Genomic DNA, 16,973 nt, shown 5'->3' on the forward strand with positions numbered 1-16,973 from the left:
CCCTAACTAATTAATTAATTGTCCAACTTTATAAAGTAATTATTTATCTAAAATATCTTTGCTGATGATTTCCTTCATAATTTCTGATGTACCACCATAAATCCGTTGAACTCTCGCATCTGTATAAGCTCTGGATATTGGATATTCCTGCATATAGCCGTAACCACCAAATAGTTGTAAACAACCGTCTGCAATTCGCCCTTGGGCTTCAGTGCTTGATAGCTTTGCCACACTGGCATCCGCAGTGGAAAGCTGGTTATTCTCCAGTTGGCTCAAACACTGGTTAACATAAGCACGGTTAACCTTTGCCTCAGTTGTCATTTCAGCAACTTTATGCCGGATAACCTGTAGTTGACTGAGATGTTTTCCGAAAGCTTCCCGCTCATGAAGATATTTGACGGTTATAGCAAGAATACCTTCCATTGCCCCACATGCTCCAATGGCTAAAGTCAGCCTTTCCCGCGGTAATTCAGTCATCAGCACAACAAAACCATAATCCAGTTCACCCAGTATTTGGCTAGATGGGACAGATACATCTTCTAGAATTAATTCAGATGTATCAGCAGAGTGAAGGCCAATCTTTTTTAATTTTTTACCTTTAGTGAGTCCAGAACTGTCAGCGTCAACTATAAACAAGGAAGTTCCCTTTGATGCCTTTACGTTCCGGTTTGTTCGTGCAACTACAATGACAAAATCAAAATTCTGACCATTTGAAATAAACGTTTTTGTTCCATTTATGACATATTCATCCGTGCTTTCGTTCTTAATTGCAGCTGTGCTGATTCCTTGTAAATCACTTCCAGCACCAGGCTCAGTCATCGCAATCGCACCTATTGATTCCCCAGTAGCCATTTTCGGCAGGTAGTGATTCTTTTGTTCTTCTGTGCCTGCACTCAGAATGTAATGAGCTATTATATTGGAATGGACAGATAAATTTACAGCTAACGAGCTGTATCCAAGCCTGCTAAATTCTTCAATAATAGTTGTTGCATAACGTAAAGGCGTTCCCAATCCGCCATAATGCTCCGGGATATCTACACAGAGAAAGCCAGCATCACCAAGTTTTGTCCATAATCCGACAGGAACATTCCCATCCTGTTCCCATTCATCATAGAAGGGCTCAATCTCTTTTTTTGCAAAAGACTCAATTGATTTTTTCAATAACGAAATTTCCTCTTCTTTTTCTTTTACCGGTATCATTCTCTTCCCTCCATTTCTGTTTTAAATAATGCAAAATTCATGCCAACAGCATAATAGCGCACCATAAAGTTTGACTGCGATATGATTGTAAATGGTTATTAACGATATATTGTAAATTGTTAACAGTCGTTTACATAACACAAGAAATATGAGTCTGAAAATTAGTATCATAATCACGTATTTTTAGACATAATAGAAATAGGAGCTGTCAAAAAAGACAACTCCTCACGTGACAAATTTTAATAAAGGATGATTATATGTTGATGCAAAATTTAATGATAAATTTCCTAACCTCAGGATTTTTCATGAAAAGAAACTTGGATTGGCATAGACGGATTTTAATCATATCTATACCATTGTTTTTTGTTTTCATGCTGCTCCAGACGGAATACTTAGTCTATAAAATAAGGAAAGAAACAAGAGAAATTTAAATTTCCACCTTCCTTTTTCAATTAACTCATAAATAAATTAACCCTATCAGAAAACTTAGGGAATAAAGGTGAAAGTTCACTCAGTGACCGTCGCCCATTGATTGTTAGTACCCAAGGGTATGACCTACAGGCCCTTGAACCAATCGGACATTTACGGGCAGTTCATCCCCCACCTACTCTTTTCGTTTCACTTAAGACTTGAGGTGGGGATATTGGCTGCCCGTTAATGCGGGATAAATTCAAAAAGGTTATAAACAGCTTTATTTGTTAATAGAGGGATTAGAATAATCATTAAGACAAATACTCTTGTTTTTTTGTCTTTCCTTTTATTAAATAGTTCGCACAAAGAAATAATGGCGAAAAGAGGATACAACACAAAAAAGAAACATAAAGATAGATAAGGATGTTTTGAAATCATTTGTTATTAAACCAGGCCACAAATTGGAAAACCATTCTAGAATACAAACTCCATTATGGGACTGTGGTTCCTATCCCCATAGTGTCACTTTTGCCCTTCATCCGCTTCAACGTTGCTACAATGAGAAAGCTGACAATCACTAACAAAAGCCAAGAGCTAATTTTTCCTATATGAACAAGACTCCATGCCTCGGTTTGGTTTGGATATTCCCATGCTCCAAAGTATGTTGCAATATTTTCGGCTATCCAAATAAAAAATCCGATAAGTACGAAAGAAAATACAATTGGCATTCGATAACGCGTTCCACCAATCTCATAATTTACCCGCGATTTCCAAAAAACGATCCCAACTAGCGGAAAAGGAGGCCACTTCACCAATTCAACATCCAGTCTCCTCCATGCCTGGCAAAGATAACTTGCGACACTTGCATACATGAAACCACTATACAAAGGCACTCCAAATAATTTAAAATATCCATCCTCAGGATAAGACCAGGACCCCATATGTACTTTAAACACTTCAAGTGCGAGACCAATCAGATGAAAAAGGGTAATCACTTTTAATTCATCCCTTGTTTCAAGTCCTGATTTCACCATCCCCCACTGCATCACTAGAAAAATGATCAGTAACCAATCATACCTAGGTAGGAATGGAAGGGAGATAGCCTGTGTAAGGGCTAATGATGCAAAAATAACAACAGGAAAGACACAGGAAAGAGCCTGCTCCCATCCAAACCGGAAAAGTTGCTTCATTATTCTTTTGCATTTTGAAGTCAAATTTTTCTCTTGTGCCGTTTGAATGGTAACATCCATGAGCATATTCCCTTCCCCTTTTCCTTTATGCTTCTGTATCTTCCTCACTTTGATATTCCAGAATATCTCCAGGCTGACAATCTAAAGCTTTACAAATTGCGTCTAACGTTGATAATCGGATAGCCTTAGCCTTGCCATTTTTCAATATAGAAAGATTGGCCATTGTAATTCCAACCCTCTCCGAAAGCTCCGTAACACTCATTTTTCTTTTTGCCAACATTACATCAATATTGATTATAATCGCCATTGTTATCACCTCAGACCGTTAAATCATTTTCAGATTTTATATCGATAGCTTCCTGCAAAAGCCTTTGGAGAACAGCTGCAAAGACCGCAATTACCATTGGGGCAAAAATAAAGCCCATTCCAACCAAGATAACTCCGGGCGCATCATCTATCTCGCCAACGATATAAAAGAGTGGCAATCCCACTACGTACAAAGCGCTGATTGTTGCGGCAAAGTTTTTGATATTCTTTAAAGCTTTCACGGATAGCTCTGAAAATGCTTTGTTATGGTCAATATAACTTAAAAGTTTAAAAGCTTGATACAAAGCACAGTAAAACGGAATTGCTGATAAATACATGATGATTAAAATGCCGTAGAGAACATAGGCCATCTGTACACTTCCTTCTGCCGCATCCTTTGCTATCATCGGTAAAAGAAAGATACATAAAGCAAGAACTGGAAGTCCCATAAGAATAACAGCTAACTTTAAAAAGAGCGTTGATCCTTGTTTCATTCGATAAGCACCTCACCTAATATTAATTAATAATTTGATTTTAATACAATATATATCGTTTCACAATAAATTATTATCAATTTTTATTATATTTTTGTTGTTTATGACCCTTTTAATTTCAATCCATATAAAAAGCACTTTCCTTTTATGGAAAATGCTCTTTGTTTGGGATGACTCCACCCCGCCTGAACCTATTGTTCCTGTCCCCACAGTGTCATTAATTGTAGAAAACCTTGTCGTACTTCTCATAAAGGTGCTAGTTAAGCTCTCCCAATTTTATTAATTTCTTTTCAAAGCTGTAAATTTCTTTACCTTCATAGATTCTCTCATTAAATTTAACAAAACCCAGTGAGGTCCAAAAATGCAAAGCTTTTTTATTAGTAGAATGAACAGCGATATGAATGCTGCTTACCTTCTTTTCCTCCATTAATCTTTCATATACTTTATATATTTCCTTCGCATATCCTAAACCTTGATATTCCTTATGTACAACTAATAAACTTATCCGAGGACTTTTATGTGTTGGGCTAGACATCCCATAATCCAGAATCCCTATATACTCCTCTCCTTTTTTAACTAGGAATCTCTCAACATTTAATTCCTCCGCTAATCTATGCCCTTTTAAAATGTCCTCATCCTCTAAATGCTTTTTATCAAATGCTATGACATTGTACTCTTCGTTAGAATTCATAATTTCCTTTTCTATCTCTATTTTATTTCTATCATTTCTTATCAACCTAAACATTTCTATACACCTCTTTAATATGGAGAAAAAATGATACGCCTCCCCTTTATGGTACCATATCATTTTTATGAAAAAGAAAAAGACCGCCCAACTGACGATCACGAAATTTTCGAAATAGAATATTTCATTTCTTCTATTATAATAAAGCTTCTTAAGTTCCCTTTTTATTGTGAGGATAGCCCTCCTCCGTTTCCACCATTATAATGTTGAAGGTTTTTGTACTTTACCGCTTATGATTCACTCATCTCTTGATTGAGGGATTTCTCAGGAGCTTTGGTTCGAAATTTTTTATCGAAAAAGAAAGCTACTGCCTTATGCCAATCCCACCCCATAAGAACCATCCAAACCAAGTCATCCTCTTCGAAAAAGCAAGCCTTTTCTTCGTGCGAAGAAGCTCTAAGTACCTTTCCTTCGTGCGATTACTCGGGGCAAAAGCCTCGAAGATAATTCGATGAAGCTTTTTCGCTGGAGCTAGACAAATTTTATCTTTCTCTTGAGAAAAAGCCCGCCACTTGGCGAGCCCATGATTGTATACCCCTCTATTCCATTTGATCCCACATTCTATTAAATACCTTCTCACTCATTTCAAAATAGACAGGCACAAATCCGTAGTATATATATCCTTCTTTAAGTAGGATTAATCTGACGACCGATCCATCGTTTAAATAAAGACTAACCCCTTTAAATTGCTCTTCGCTTCGCGAGGTGCCAATCGGGTCCGAATTTTGGCTACGCGGAAGAGGTTTTGCATTATTCAGTTCTTCCACGAAACCATTTACTAATTCCGTGTCCTCGATTGGATGAAATTGATCAATGCTGTTATTCCAGTCGCTATATGTCCTATACTGTACCTCTGAAATATTTCCAGTTAAATTTAATTTGCCAAAAACGTCCGCTCCACTATATACGGTAAAGCCATTCACGTTCTCGAAAAATTCCGCGTAAATTTCTCCGCCACTTTCGGCATAAGTCATGATGCGAAAATCTTTATCGTACCCTTTCACTGAATAAACTTCAGCAACTCCAACGGTTGAAGCAAACTCCTCTTCATAAGCTTCCTGCTCGCTCCATTCATCAATGGATCCTTTTGTTGTACCGAGTTTTTCACCAACCATTGCCTTTGCAGCTTCAGAACTAATTTCCGTTGCTGTTTGGGTGTAAATTTTTCCATTATAGACAATCAAGCCAATCATATCAGCAGTCACAGTCTCCGTATTCTCTGGCAGTTCAAGAGCCGGGATCACCACTCCACCATCTTCAGTTACTTCTACTTGGTTTGGACTATCTGCTGATTCATTTGGCCCAAAACCATTACTCCACAACATATATGTTCCAAGAGTTATGGTTAAAGCAGCCGCAATGCCGATACCTTTCATAGGAAGACTTTTTCTTTCCTTTCTCATTTCATCTTTCGCTTGAGCAATACCCATTTTGCTTCTTTCACTTACTTCTTTTGGAATTTCAATCTGATCCATCTCCTGCTTCACCTTGTTACTCATGCGTCCCATCCCCCTTTTTCAAATTCTTACGAAGCTTAGCTAAAGCTCGATACAATATCGTCTTAGCTGTACCTAAGGGAATATTTAGAGTCTCTGATACTTCTTTAAGTGTGAAACCTTCATAGAATCTTAATAGAACCACACTTTTCTCTTCTGCGTTTAACTGTTCAATTAAGTCACGAACGGTCAATTCTAAATCAATATCTTCATTAATTTCATCAGTTAACCTGTCCTCAATTACTGGATTTAAGAAAACAACCTTTTTTTGCTGCCTTAGTAAATCTAACGAGCAGCTTATAGCAATCTTAAGGAGCCAGGTTTTAAAGTATTGAGGTTCTTTTAGACTTTTAATCGATTTAAAAGAGCGATAGGCCGTTTCTTGAACCACATCTAGTGCGTCGGGTTGATTTTTCATATATACAAAAGCCATTCGATAAATATCTTGTTCGTATTGCTGAAATAAAGTTGTAAACGCCTTATCATTACCTTTTTGAGCTTTCTTAACTAAATCTAACAATAACTCCACCTCCTGCATCCCTTAATCTATTAGACGAACCATGCATTCATTTGGCTTTCATTATTTTCAGTTAGTGAATTCTAGCTGATCATGTATTGGTGGACCTGTGGTTCCTGTCCCCACAGGTCGATAGTCGAGGAGAAAATTGGTTTAGAATGAGCAAATAAGGAGGATTTATGACAATCTGGGAGTATATAGGTCAATATGTAAGGATTTTATACATGAGGTTAAATAATCAGATAATTTGAGGAATTATTATTCCATATCACGCCTCACTACGTTTGTTAAAAATGACATATAATTGTAACATAATAGTTATCTGATTAAAATACTTATTTTTGAAGAATTGTGATTAAAAATTTCATAGTCTTTTGATTTGCCTGATAGCTATGTACAAGCTGTCGAAAAGGCATCATTCTTACCCATCCGCATCCGCGACCCTTCGCATTTCTTTTCTGTTTCACGATTACCCTTAGATGTATTCAGAAAACTTAATAGGGTTTTGTCTGCGATTTTCAGGGTATGGGATGAAAGTGTCTAAATTTAGGGGGTGATTTTATATAACTTGTAGAATGAGGTTCTATGAATAACATACCACTACATGTTTATAAAATACTTAGGAGGTCAATTAATTCATGAAAATAAAAAAAATTCTATCCATTCTGTTTATGGTTTTAGTACTAGCAGTTATTTCAGCTTGCGGGTCTGACGAAGGTGCATCAGGCGATGATTCAAATAACTCCGATGGCGAACAAACGTTGTTAGATCAGATTAAAGAAGAAAATACGGTGACTATCGGTTTTGCGAACGAAGCTCCTTATGCATATGAAGATGAGAACGGTGAACTTAAAGGTGCTGCCGTTGAAATTGCAACAAAAGTATTCCATAACATGGGAATTGAAAATGTCGAAGGTAACATTGCGAAATGGGATAACCTCATTCCTGGTGTAAAAGCTGGTAACTTTGATGTCGTCACAGCTGCTATGGCTATCCTTCCTGAACGTGCAGAGCAAGTAGATTTTGGTGAGCCAGAAATTCAATATGGTGAAGGTTTAATTGTTAAAAAAGGGAATCCATTAGATCTCCACAGTTATGCTGACATTGCGAATAACCCTGATGTAACCGTTGCTGTTATGTCTGGTGCTACAGAAGTTGATTTCTTGAAGGAAATGGGAGTTAGTGAAGATCAAATTATCACTGTAGATGATATTCCTGCTACTTTCTCTGCAGTCCAATCTGGTCGTGCTGATGCAACAACTGGTACTGAAATGACTGTAAAAATGGCCCTTCAGTCTTCTGACCAAGATGCTTTAGAATTTGTTGAGGACTTTGAACAGCCGGATATTAAAGGTGTGCCAAGTTATGGAGCTGCTGCCTTTTCTCCTGATAGTGATGCGTTGAGAGAGGCTTACAATGCTGAACTTAAGAAGTTAAAAGAAAGCGGAGAAATCCTTGATTTAATTACCCCATCTGGATTTGGCGAAGGAAACCTAGTTCCGAATGATCTAACAACTGAACAAGTAATCGAAGATTTAAACTAACAACAGGGGAAATACAACATCAACAACAGGCCTCCCTATCTGGGAGGCCTTTTTCCTAATTAGAGAGAGGTGAGTCCAATTAGTGATATTGGTACAATTCTACCCATTTTACTCAAAGGTCTAGACATCACACTTAGAGTTCTTATCGTTTCTGCCATCTTTTCCTATCTCGTTGCCTTTATCTTAGGCTTTGGGCGCTTGTCTAAAAAATTCTTGATTCGAACAATTTCAGGAATCATCATTGAAATTTTTCGAGGCACATCCTTAATTGTCCAACTGTTTTGGTTTGTCTATGCTGTTCCTATTCTTTTTGGAATTCAATTCGACTCCATCTTTTGGTCGTGTGTCATCGCAATTGCAATGAACTACGGAAGTTATATGTCTGAAACGGTTCGTGGATCAATTCTTGCTGTTGCTCCCGGCCAAACAGAAGCTGGAATTGCTTTAAATATGTCTTCGTTTCAACGGATGCGAATTGTTATTTTCCCTCAAGCTGTCCGTATGATGCTTCCAGAGTTCGGAAACTATTTTATTCAAATATTAAAAGCAACATCGCTTATTTCCCTAGTAGGACTATCTGACATCGTCTTTCAGGGGCAAAAATATACAAATATCAATTTATCTCAAACGCCTACCGTTTATTTTCTAATTCTAGTAGTCTACTTTATCATTGCACTTCCTTTCATTGGACTGACTAAATGGTTCGAAAAGCAATCATCGAAAGGAGTGGCTAGCTAATGGAAAAGTTTAATTGGGATTTATTTTGGGAGTCATTCCCTGCTGTTTTTCAAGGTATGTGGGTAACGCTCGGTTTAACCATTGCCTGTTATGTTTTTGCTATGCTGTTTGGATTTGTTTGGGTTATTTTGAAAAGAATACCCTTTAAACCACTGCAATGGCTTGTGGCTTTAGTATTGGAGTTTATTCGCTCTACTCCTCCCCTTGTTCAATTATTTTTCTTATTCTTTGGACTACCAATGCTTCCAGGTGGAGGGATCACACTAAGTCCCATTACGGTTGCTATCCTTGGATTAGGTGTGCATTTTAGTACCTATATTTCTGAAATCTATCGGTCTGGTATTGAGGCAGTTGACAAGGGGCAATGGGAAGCATCTACCGCATTAAATCTATCAACAAAAGATAAATGGTTTAAAATTATTCTACCGCAGGCCATCCCGCCAACCATTCCGATGCTTGGAAACTACTTAATCATCATGTTTAAGGAAATCCCACTTACTTCATCGGTCAGTGTGGCTGGAATGCTATTAATGGCAAAAGAATTCGGAGCAGATCACTATGCTTATTTAGAACCATACACATTAGTCGCGCTCTTATTCTTACTCTTAAGCTACCCATCTGCTCTTCTCATTAAGAGATTGGAAATTAAGATGAACAGACGCTTTGATAAGAACAGTTCTGGCGGCGCCAAAAAACTTAGTAAGGGAGTGGCTTGATGCATGGCTGAACCGATTGTAAGATACAAAGACGTTCATAAATCTTTTGGAGATGTCGAGGTATTAAAAGGCATCGACTTAGAAATTAAACCCGCAGAAAAAGTTGCCGTTATCGGTCCCAGCGGATCAGGTAAAACAACAATTATCCGTATGTTAATGACATTAGAAGAACCAACCTCTGGCGTGATCGAAGTTGATGGTCAAAACTTGTGGCAAATGGAGAGAAAGGGTAAAATGGTGCGAGCCAACGAAAAGCATCTCCGTAGCATTCGAGGAGATATTGGCATGGTTTTTCAACACTTTAACCTTTTCCCTCATATGACCATTCTAGAAAATTGTATGACGGCGCCTATCCACGTAAAAGGAGAATCTAAGGATGAGGTTCAAGCACGTGCGATTGAAATGCTAGAAAAAGTCGGCTTAAGTGATAAGTTGGAAAACTATCCGAATCAACTTTCTGGGGGACAAAAGCAGCGTGTGGCCATGGCTCGTGCATTAGTTATGCGTCCAAAAGTAATGCTTTTTGACGAAGTTACATCCGCACTTGACCCTGAACTAGTAGGAGAGGTTCTTGAAGTTATTCGTGACATTGCCAAAGAAGGTGAAATGGCCATGGTCCTTGTCACTCACGAAATGGACTTTGCCCGCGACGTTGCAGACAGAGTATTATTCCTCGACGAAGGCGTTATCGCCCAACAAGGAACACCTGAACAAGTACTAGAACACTCCAACAACGAACGAATCGAATCATTCCTGAGCCGTTTCCGTTCCTAGGGGACAGGAACACCGGGAGGGACAGGAACGGGCGTTTCATTTTCCATCCTTTTCATAGTCCCTACGTCAAAAACAATGCAAAAAACTCTCTATCAAAGAATTTAAGATAATAAAAAAAGAGCTTGGATTCAAGCTCTTTTTTGTTGTGAAAATTATAATGGAGGTTAATCGAAAATGCTTGCTTCTTATTTTTATCCTCTTACCTTTACTGAGAGAATACGGTTCCACAATTAAGATGATTTTAGTTAGTCATATTGCCCTGAAATATTAGAGGCTCATCCACCTTGGTCTCCTTGTTCCTGTCCCCAGAGTAACCATTCTCACCCAGCAGATGCCTCCCCTCTTTTTTTATCCGATTTATGGTTGTTTTGGATAGACCAGTGGTTCTCGTTAATTGAGGGGTAGTTATTCCATTTAATTTTGTTAATTCTAAAACTATCGAGTCCCTTTGGTGTTTGTTCATTTTTTGCAGATTACTTTTATTTTCTACTCCTAGACATTTCAATTCTTCCAAGACCTCCTGGTCAGTTAATTTAGGGGTTGGTACATCATCTAAGAATTGATCTTCTAAAGATACTTTCATCTTCTCTTTAAACATAGAAATGGCTTTTTCTGGGTCTGGAGATAACAATTGAAGGGCTAATGAAGTGTCTATGATCGTGGAATGGTGGAAGTATTCATGGATACTTGTCCATTGACAAGTGAATACGTCCTTACTTAATCCAGCTTTGACAGGATTTTGATGAATATAACGAAGGACTGAAAGAAAATATGGTATGCTTTCGACATTCTCACTTCTAAATCTCTCTTGAAATAAATGTCCACTACGATCATATTTATTGTTATACCAAAGAACATAACTTGCACATATTCGTTGGACAATTCTCGATACCGACTCCTCTGACTCTTTTAACAATAAATGAACGTGATTATCCATTAAACAATACGCATATAGCTTAAAACCACAACTTTTTTTGTAGCGAACAACAGTAGACAAGAACCTCAACTTATCCTCCTCTCCCTCAAAAATAACCTGCCGATTAACACCACGAAAAATAATATGATACACACCATTACAACTCTTCTTCCTTGCTCCTCTTGGCATAAATGCACCTCACTTTATTTTGGGTATTTGGGGTCAGGAACTGCTGTCCCACATTTAATTAGTAATGGATTAGCTAAAGAAAGTCTAAGGATAGAGGGAAATTGAGTGTTCAAAAGGAACAGAAAAAATTTTGGGGGCATTTTAAAGTGGTCATTGAATACTATCTAACTTATACCTAATTTCTACTCTCCCTATGGTAATTCCTCCTCCACTAGAAAATAAAAAATTTCATTTGGATACAAGAAGTTTATCCTTCTGATAAATAAAAAAAGGGAAAAGGTAATCCTTTTCCCGGGGTCTTCCTAACTACTGAATTAAATCCCTATGGTTATTTTGGGTCTTTTGGTTCCTGTCCCCTACCGGTGTTCCTGTCCCTCCGGGTGTTCGTATCATAGGTGGAGAAACATATGTTTTTATCACCATTCTTCATCTAAAACGTTAACGTCCGATTGGTTCAAGGGCCTTTAGGTAATACCCTTAGGTGCTAACAATCAGTGGGGACGGCCACTGATTGAAGTTTCACTTTATGATAAACTAAGAACAGGAGAGGTGATATTATGGGATTCCTAGATGGATTTATTGGGAATGCATCAGAAGTTGATTTGAAAAATGTAGAGAAACAGTTAGAGCGTATTATCGCGGATCACGAGAAGATTGAAAAAGCTTATCAAGTCATCAGGGACATGCTTATTTTTACAAACAAGCGGTTAATTCTCGTGGACAAACAAGGGGTTACTGGAAAAAAAGCAGAGTACCACTCTATCCCCTACAAGTCTATTACTCATTTTAGCGTAGAGACAGCTGGAACATTTGACATGGATGCAGAACTGAAAATTTGGATTTCTGGAACACCTGAGCCAATCTCTAAGCAATTCCGTAAAGACGATAACATCTACGATATCCAAAAATCGATTGCTAACTTTATTACGCAGTAAAAGCAACCTACAAAGGTCTTGACTTCAAACGAGCTTGAATATTCCCAAGCTCGTTTGATTTTAGAAAAGGTTTATACAATATCAGCAAATTCCGCTCGCGATACTTCAGCTAAATCCTGTGGGCTCAATTTTAATTGCATCCCAATTTTCCCTGCACTAACAATAATAAAATCAAGCGCTGTTGCGGTCTTTTCTATATAGGTAGGGAAGGACTTCTTCATTCCAATTGGCGAGCAGCCACCACGAACATATCCAGTGATTCCAAGGAGTTCTTTTACCGCAATCATTTCTACTTTCTTTTGCCCCACTACTTTAGCTGCCTTTTTCAAATCAAGTTCCTTTGCGACTGGGACAACAAAGACGTAAAAGTCATTTCTTCCTGCCCTAGCTACCAAAGTTTTATAAACGTACTCATAAGAATAACCAATTTTTTCAGAAACAGAAATCCCATCTACCGATTCCCCATCCTTAATTTCGTATCTCAACAGTTCATAAGGAACCTTTTTCTGCTCCACCAAACGTACTGCATTCGTTTTTTCTGCTTTTTTAGCCATGATGCTACCCTACCCCCTTTATCTCACAAAAGTAATATAATCTACGTTAATGGGTTCAAGGTCATTTTCTCTTAACTTCCTATTGACCTGCCCTCGATGGTACTGACCATGCAATGCTATATGAATAAGAATGTCTTTAACTGACGTTTGGAATTCTGTTCCTCTACTATTTCTGTAGCTTACAATACGATCTAAATCCGTAAAAGTTAACTGATTAAGGTATTGGCGATATCCTTCTTGATTTTTTTCCGAAAGACCTTGACACTCCGTTAAACTAAACTCTGCCCATATGGGAAGTTCTGAACTATCCCTCTCTTCTAACCTCGCCAACCAAACCTGTTCAGCACAGAGAATATGAGCAAACAACTTCCTAGCCTCGTCATTATCTTGGGATTGAAAATTTCCTAAGATGCGCTCGTTCGACCATTTTAAATGGCTAAACATCCTTTGAATGGTTTCCATCAGAAATCTCTCCTTTTATTGGTCAGTTGACACGCTCGATTCATTCTATTCCATTAATTGTAACACTATATGGAATTTGCTTACAGATTCGTTTATGGATACCTTTTCTATCTACGATTCTTTTCCAAATATGTTTCATCCACCCTTCAGCAGGAAAAAGTGCTTAGAAGTTAATCCAAGCACTCTTTCAAAACTACTACTTTACCGGAATCCAAATTTCAGAATAATAATCTGAACTAGACGTATCTCCATCTGTATAAACTTCTAACTCAGGACCGCCTGCTGGCTGATATCCACTAGACGGAAACCATTCAGAAAATATTTGCTTCCATACCTTTTGGATGGCATGTGGCATAGCACCATGTACTTCAAAAACTGCCCACTTAGCTGCTGGAATATCAAGAAGCTCATATTCTCCTGAATCCCCACCTTCATGCTCCACACTAATCCAATAATCAATCACCTTAGACTGTGGCGTTGTTTTGTCCACACAGACACCCAAAAACCCCTTGATCTCTCCTTTTATGAACGGGAGTAATGAATCAGATGATCCACTTGCATTAAACTCGTCCCAAAACTTTGGAATCCCCACCAAGTTTTCCTCATTTACTAAAGAAAACTCCCGTCTAATCCCAACAACCTGAAATGCTTCTCTCTCCACCATTCTGTACCTCATTGGATCTGCTCCCTTCAAATTCACCTGAATCATCAGGCGTTGATAGAATTGTAGCTTTCCTTCTCCTTTTCGAGCTTCACTTGGTGAAACACCATGAAGTCTACGAAAAGCTTTAGTGAAAGCTTCTGGAGTTTCATAGCCATATTTGTAGGCAAGATCAATAATTTTGATATCTGTTCTTGTTAATTCTTCCGCAGCACAAGTCAGCCTCCTCCGTTTCAAATACTCTCCCACAGAAATGTCCGTTAAGATTGTAAACGTTCTTTGAAAATGAAACGGAGATACATTCGATTGTTCCGCTATCTCCTCAAGAGAGATATCCTCCAACAAATGATCTTCCATATAATTAATAGATTTTTGCAACGACTCAATAAACGTCATGGCCTTCACTCCTTACTTCAATTCTATCTCCACTAAAAAATAAAATCCTGTCCATTCCTGCTCACTTTTGGCAGGGTTTCTTATGAAACTACTTTACCTTGTAAATCGTATATTTTATATATAAATTGATCGGAGTTGATTGTTTATGAGTAAAGCAAGAATGGAAAGGCTTCTAGACTTAATCCACAAAATAGAACTGGAGACCTATGATAAAACAAAGAGGAAATTACAACTAGACAAAAGCAAACGAATCTTGGCTAGATTAGATGCTTATTCATCAGAATGTGAGGAATGCACTGAATTGCTTAACGAATGGGAAAGTGCACTCTCTGAACTCCATGAAAAAGCATCTTCTCCAAATGATACTGATAAAAAAAATCATTCTTTATTAATCAAAAAAAGCGTCTCACATTTACAAAGTACTCACAAACTTGTAGAAGAAGGTCATTACATGAGTATCTATATGACACTAGGGATGAGCATAGGCTTAGTCTTTGGTCTAACTATATTCGACAATCTTGCCCTTGGACTACCAATTGGAATGGTCTTTGGAATAGCACTAGGAACATCCCTAGATGCCGATGCAAAGAAAAAAGGGAAAACTATTTAGTTTTGAAGTTAGGTTAGGCATTTCTTGTTTCAGTTGGAAAGCACCTTGGCTAAACTTTGGAAATCCAAAAACAAGTATGCCATTGGTGATCATCACATCACTGTTCTGACCCAATTTATTCTTCTCCCAATCTGTAATAACAAGATTAGGATATTCTTGTCTAATTTTATTGAGATAGGATGTAGTATTCATTAGCAACCTTCACAGATGTTAATTAATATTAACCCAATATTAACCATGTTCAAATAAATATGCATATTAATTGCCCTTGTGCAAAAAATACCCTTAAAAAAGGGGCTACGTAATGAACACTTTACAACTAGCGGTCGTTATAATTCTTGTCACAGGTCTTCTATTGACTATATGGATAGGCAGAAATGTTGCGAGGAGAAAAAGTGAATATGATTACGAAACGAAAGCAACGGAACTAGCTAAGAAATCCAGCATATTTAACCCAGTTTTTCTTACGTACATAATTGTCCTTGGTGGTATTTTGATCTTTGTTCTATATATGGCTTTATGACGATAAAAAGCTTGAGTTCATCTCAAGCTATTTCGGCATTTTATTATAGTACATCAACTATTATTCTCCTCAATTCCTAACTGAATAAGCTCATCAATATTTCCAAATTCTAAAATGACAATTCCGATAGCTTCATTTTCTGTTTTCCACTTTCCTTTAATTCGTTATATTTGTCTTCCATATTGGCTAGCAATTCTTGTTTTAAATTCTCTACTTCCTTGTCTTTGCCAATGTGCAAACATATTGTCCAGATAATTAATGATGGTATCCATCTGCAAAATCCACCCTTCTAATTTAAAAATGTCACAACTACTACGACAGGTAAAGTAATTTTTGGACATTACCAAAAAAACACTAAATTGTACTGAACTAAATTACCATATATAAAATTTTTGTGTTATGGTCATTGCATGTATGATTTTCATAAATGGTAGAAAACATAAGGATATGTGTTTTACATAATTTATTTGGAGGTTTAATCATGGAAAAAATTGAAGTCGGTGAAGTTTTTACAATTGCAGATGAATCAGACGAAGAGCAATTGGTAGAGGTGCTAGCAGTAGCCACCATGGAAGGTACTGATTATGTTGGCGTTAGTTTTGTCGATGACATACAAGATGATGCAGAAGAAGAAGTTGATGTATTTTTTCTAAAGGTAGATGAAAACGGAGATCTAGACTCAATCGATAGTGATGAGGAATTCGAAAAAGTAACACAGGCTTTTGATGAACTTTTTACTGAAATTGAGGAAGAAGAAGGCGACGAATAGTTTTTAATTCAGGGAGGTTTTAAAATGGAAAAAATTGAAGTCGGTGAAGTTTTTACAATTGAAGAGGAAAATGGAGAAGAGAATGAGGTTGAAGTGCTAGCAGTTGTCACTCTAGAAGGAACAGATTACGTGGCAGTCAGCTTTGTTGAAGATCTACAAGTCGGAGAAGAAGACGATATAGATGTTTTCTTCTTAAAAGTGGACGAAGAGGGAGACCTCGATGCTGTTGAAAGTGAAGAAGAATTTGAAAAAGTATCGGAGGCATTTGATGCTATCATGGAGGAAGATGAGGAAGAATAATAATTCTCCCTATCCAATCTAATGATTCAGTATAAAGACTTGTCCCAGTGAACCTCTCCAACCAATTGCTTACGTAATTTGATGGAGCATCCCTTATCTTGAATACAGTGCAAAACAAGCGCGATTAAGACTAATTAACGAAGATAAAGTTTGTGATGTTCTTTTTGCCACTACAGGAACTTTTGTCTGCAAGGACAACCATGAATTTTCAGACATGGATTTTTGATATGCCTGAATAAAATAACGAGCTGCTATATTATAACTAGCTGACAGATCAGCATGATAGACCTTGCCCATAGTGAACGTGGCAAGGTCTTTTTTAAAAGAAAAGTATAAAATTTGTCTAGCTCCAGCAAAAGAGCTTCATCGAGTAATCTTCGGAGTTTTTACCCCGAGTAATCGCAGGAAGGAAAGCTACTTAGAGCTACTTCGCAGAAACAAGCGATTTTCTTATTTCGAGGATGGACTCTAGAAATAGTATACCTGCATAATGGGCCATTTCTTCGACTTTGTGTTGAATCGCCGTT

20 protein-coding genes are annotated in these 16,973 nt (G+C 37.6%); 9 read left to right on the forward strand and 11 right to left on the reverse strand.

Annotation, left to right across the window (positions count from 1 at the left end):
- Positions 1 to 39: 39 nt before the first annotated feature.
- From RZN25_11715 to RZN25_11745, 7 genes are all read right to left on the reverse strand, one after another.
- A complete protein-coding gene (locus RZN25_11715) occupies positions 40 to 1,200 on the reverse strand; it encodes an acyl-CoA dehydrogenase family protein (GenBank protein MEQ6377484.1) in 1,161 nt (386 codons plus the stop codon).
- 902 nt (positions 1,201 to 2,102) lie between these two features.
- Positions 2,103 to 2,861: a DUF817 domain-containing protein gene (locus tag RZN25_11720; protein MEQ6377485.1), complete on the reverse strand. Its 759-nt coding sequence runs from the start codon at positions 2,859 to 2,861 to the stop codon at positions 2,103 to 2,105.
- 25 nt (positions 2,862 to 2,886) lie between these two features.
- Positions 2,887 to 3,108 carry a helix-turn-helix transcriptional regulator gene (locus RZN25_11725; protein MEQ6377486.1) on the reverse strand — a complete coding sequence of 74 codons (222 nt, stop codon included), beginning with the start codon at positions 3,106 to 3,108 and terminating at the stop codon, positions 2,887 to 2,889.
- Positions 3,109 to 3,118: 10 nt separating this feature from the next.
- Positions 3,119 to 3,601: a DUF2975 domain-containing protein gene (locus tag RZN25_11730; GenBank protein MEQ6377487.1), complete on the reverse strand. Its 483-nt coding sequence runs from the start codon at positions 3,599 to 3,601 to the stop codon at positions 3,119 to 3,121.
- A gap of 256 nt (positions 3,602 to 3,857) precedes the next feature.
- Positions 3,858 to 4,346 (reverse strand): GNAT family N-acetyltransferase, encoded by a 489-nt coding sequence (locus tag RZN25_11735; GenBank protein MEQ6377488.1) that lies wholly within the window; start codon positions 4,344 to 4,346, stop codon positions 3,858 to 3,860.
- Positions 4,347 to 4,885: 539 nt separating this feature from the next.
- Positions 4,886 to 5,845, reverse strand: a complete 960-nt coding sequence (locus tag RZN25_11740) for a hypothetical protein (GenBank protein ID MEQ6377489.1) — start codon at positions 5,843 to 5,845, stop codon at positions 4,886 to 4,888.
- On the reverse strand, positions 5,838 to 6,362 hold the full coding sequence (locus RZN25_11745) for a sigma-70 family RNA polymerase sigma factor (GenBank protein ID MEQ6377490.1): 525 nt from the start codon (positions 6,360 to 6,362) through the stop codon (positions 5,838 to 5,840). Before RZN25_11745 ends, RZN25_11740 begins: the two co-directional genes overlap by 8 nt.
- 635 nt (positions 6,363 to 6,997) lie before the next feature.
- Here RZN25_11745 and ehuB point away from each other — a divergent pair.
- From ehuB to ehuA, 4 genes are all read left to right on the forward strand, one after another.
- Positions 6,998 to 7,903 (forward strand): ectoine/hydroxyectoine ABC transporter substrate-binding protein EhuB, encoded by a 906-nt coding sequence (gene ehuB / locus RZN25_11750; GenBank protein ID MEQ6377491.1) that lies wholly within the window; start codon positions 6,998 to 7,000, stop codon positions 7,901 to 7,903.
- Between the two features lie 69 nt (positions 7,904 to 7,972).
- Positions 7,973 to 8,641 (forward strand): amino acid ABC transporter permease, encoded by a 669-nt coding sequence (locus RZN25_11755; protein MEQ6377492.1) that lies wholly within the window; start codon positions 7,973 to 7,975, stop codon positions 8,639 to 8,641.
- Positions 8,641 to 9,357: an ectoine/hydroxyectoine ABC transporter permease subunit EhuD gene (gene ehuD, locus RZN25_11760; GenBank protein ID MEQ6377493.1), complete on the forward strand. Its 717-nt coding sequence runs from the start codon at positions 8,641 to 8,643 to the stop codon at positions 9,355 to 9,357. The genes RZN25_11755 and ehuD overlap by 1 nt, the downstream gene beginning before the upstream one ends.
- Positions 9,358 to 9,360: 3 nt before the next feature.
- Complete coding sequence (ehuA, locus tag RZN25_11765; GenBank protein MEQ6377494.1) at positions 9,361 to 10,131, forward strand: ectoine/hydroxyectoine ABC transporter ATP-binding protein EhuA; 771 nt, start codon at positions 9,361 to 9,363, stop codon at positions 10,129 to 10,131.
- A 241-nt stretch (positions 10,132 to 10,372) separates the two neighbouring features.
- Here ehuA and RZN25_11770 read toward each other — a convergent pair whose 3' ends face one another.
- On the reverse strand, positions 10,373 to 11,236 hold the full coding sequence (locus RZN25_11770; protein ID MEQ6377495.1) for a transposase: 864 nt from the start codon (positions 11,234 to 11,236) through the stop codon (positions 10,373 to 10,375).
- Positions 11,237 to 11,793: 557 nt separating this feature from the next.
- Between RZN25_11770 and RZN25_11775 the strand changes: the two genes are divergently transcribed.
- Positions 11,794 to 12,171, forward strand: coding sequence for a PH domain-containing protein (locus RZN25_11775; GenBank protein ID MEQ6377496.1), 378 nt, complete (start codon positions 11,794 to 11,796; stop codon positions 12,169 to 12,171).
- A gap of 71 nt (positions 12,172 to 12,242) precedes the next feature.
- Here the strand turns inward: RZN25_11775 and ybaK are convergent, their stop codons facing one another.
- The 3 genes from ybaK to RZN25_11790 all read right to left on the reverse strand — a co-directional run bounded on the left by ybaK (position 12,243) and on the right by RZN25_11790 (position 14,244).
- Entirely contained in the window at positions 12,243 to 12,725 is a 483-nt protein-coding gene (gene ybaK / locus RZN25_11780; protein ID MEQ6377497.1) for a Cys-tRNA(Pro) deacylase, read from the reverse strand.
- An 18-nt stretch (positions 12,726 to 12,743) separates the two neighbouring features.
- Positions 12,744 to 13,187, reverse strand: a complete 444-nt coding sequence (locus tag RZN25_11785) for a DinB family protein (protein ID MEQ6377498.1) — start codon at positions 13,185 to 13,187, stop codon at positions 12,744 to 12,746.
- A 196-nt stretch (positions 13,188 to 13,383) separates the two neighbouring features.
- On the reverse strand, positions 13,384 to 14,244 hold the full coding sequence (locus RZN25_11790) for an AraC family transcriptional regulator (protein MEQ6377499.1): 861 nt from the start codon (positions 14,242 to 14,244) through the stop codon (positions 13,384 to 13,386).
- Between the two features lie 145 nt (positions 14,245 to 14,389).
- Here RZN25_11790 and RZN25_11795 point away from each other — a divergent pair, with 145 nt between their 5' ends.
- The 4 genes from RZN25_11795 (at position 14,390) to RZN25_11810 (ending at position 16,446) form a co-directional block, all read left to right on the forward strand.
- Positions 14,390 to 14,854, forward strand: coding sequence for a hypothetical protein (locus RZN25_11795; GenBank protein MEQ6377500.1), 465 nt, complete (start codon positions 14,390 to 14,392; stop codon positions 14,852 to 14,854).
- 304 nt (positions 14,855 to 15,158) lie between these two features.
- Positions 15,159 to 15,377 carry a hypothetical protein gene (locus RZN25_11800; GenBank protein ID MEQ6377501.1) on the forward strand — a complete coding sequence of 73 codons (219 nt, stop codon included), beginning with the start codon at positions 15,159 to 15,161 and terminating at the stop codon, positions 15,375 to 15,377.
- Between the two features lie 481 nt (positions 15,378 to 15,858).
- Positions 15,859 to 16,146 carry a DUF1292 domain-containing protein gene (locus RZN25_11805; protein ID MEQ6377502.1) on the forward strand — a complete coding sequence of 96 codons (288 nt, stop codon included), beginning with the start codon at positions 15,859 to 15,861 and terminating at the stop codon, positions 16,144 to 16,146.
- 24 nt (positions 16,147 to 16,170) lie between these two features.
- On the forward strand, positions 16,171 to 16,446 hold the full coding sequence (locus tag RZN25_11810; GenBank protein MEQ6377503.1) for a DUF1292 domain-containing protein: 276 nt from the start codon (positions 16,171 to 16,173) through the stop codon (positions 16,444 to 16,446).
- Positions 16,447 to 16,973 lie beyond the last annotated feature (527 nt).

The sequence above is a fragment of the Bacillaceae bacterium S4-13-56 genome, assembly GCA_040191315.1.
Classification (GTDB): Bacteria; Bacillota; Bacilli; order Bacillales; family JAWJLM01; genus JAWJLM01.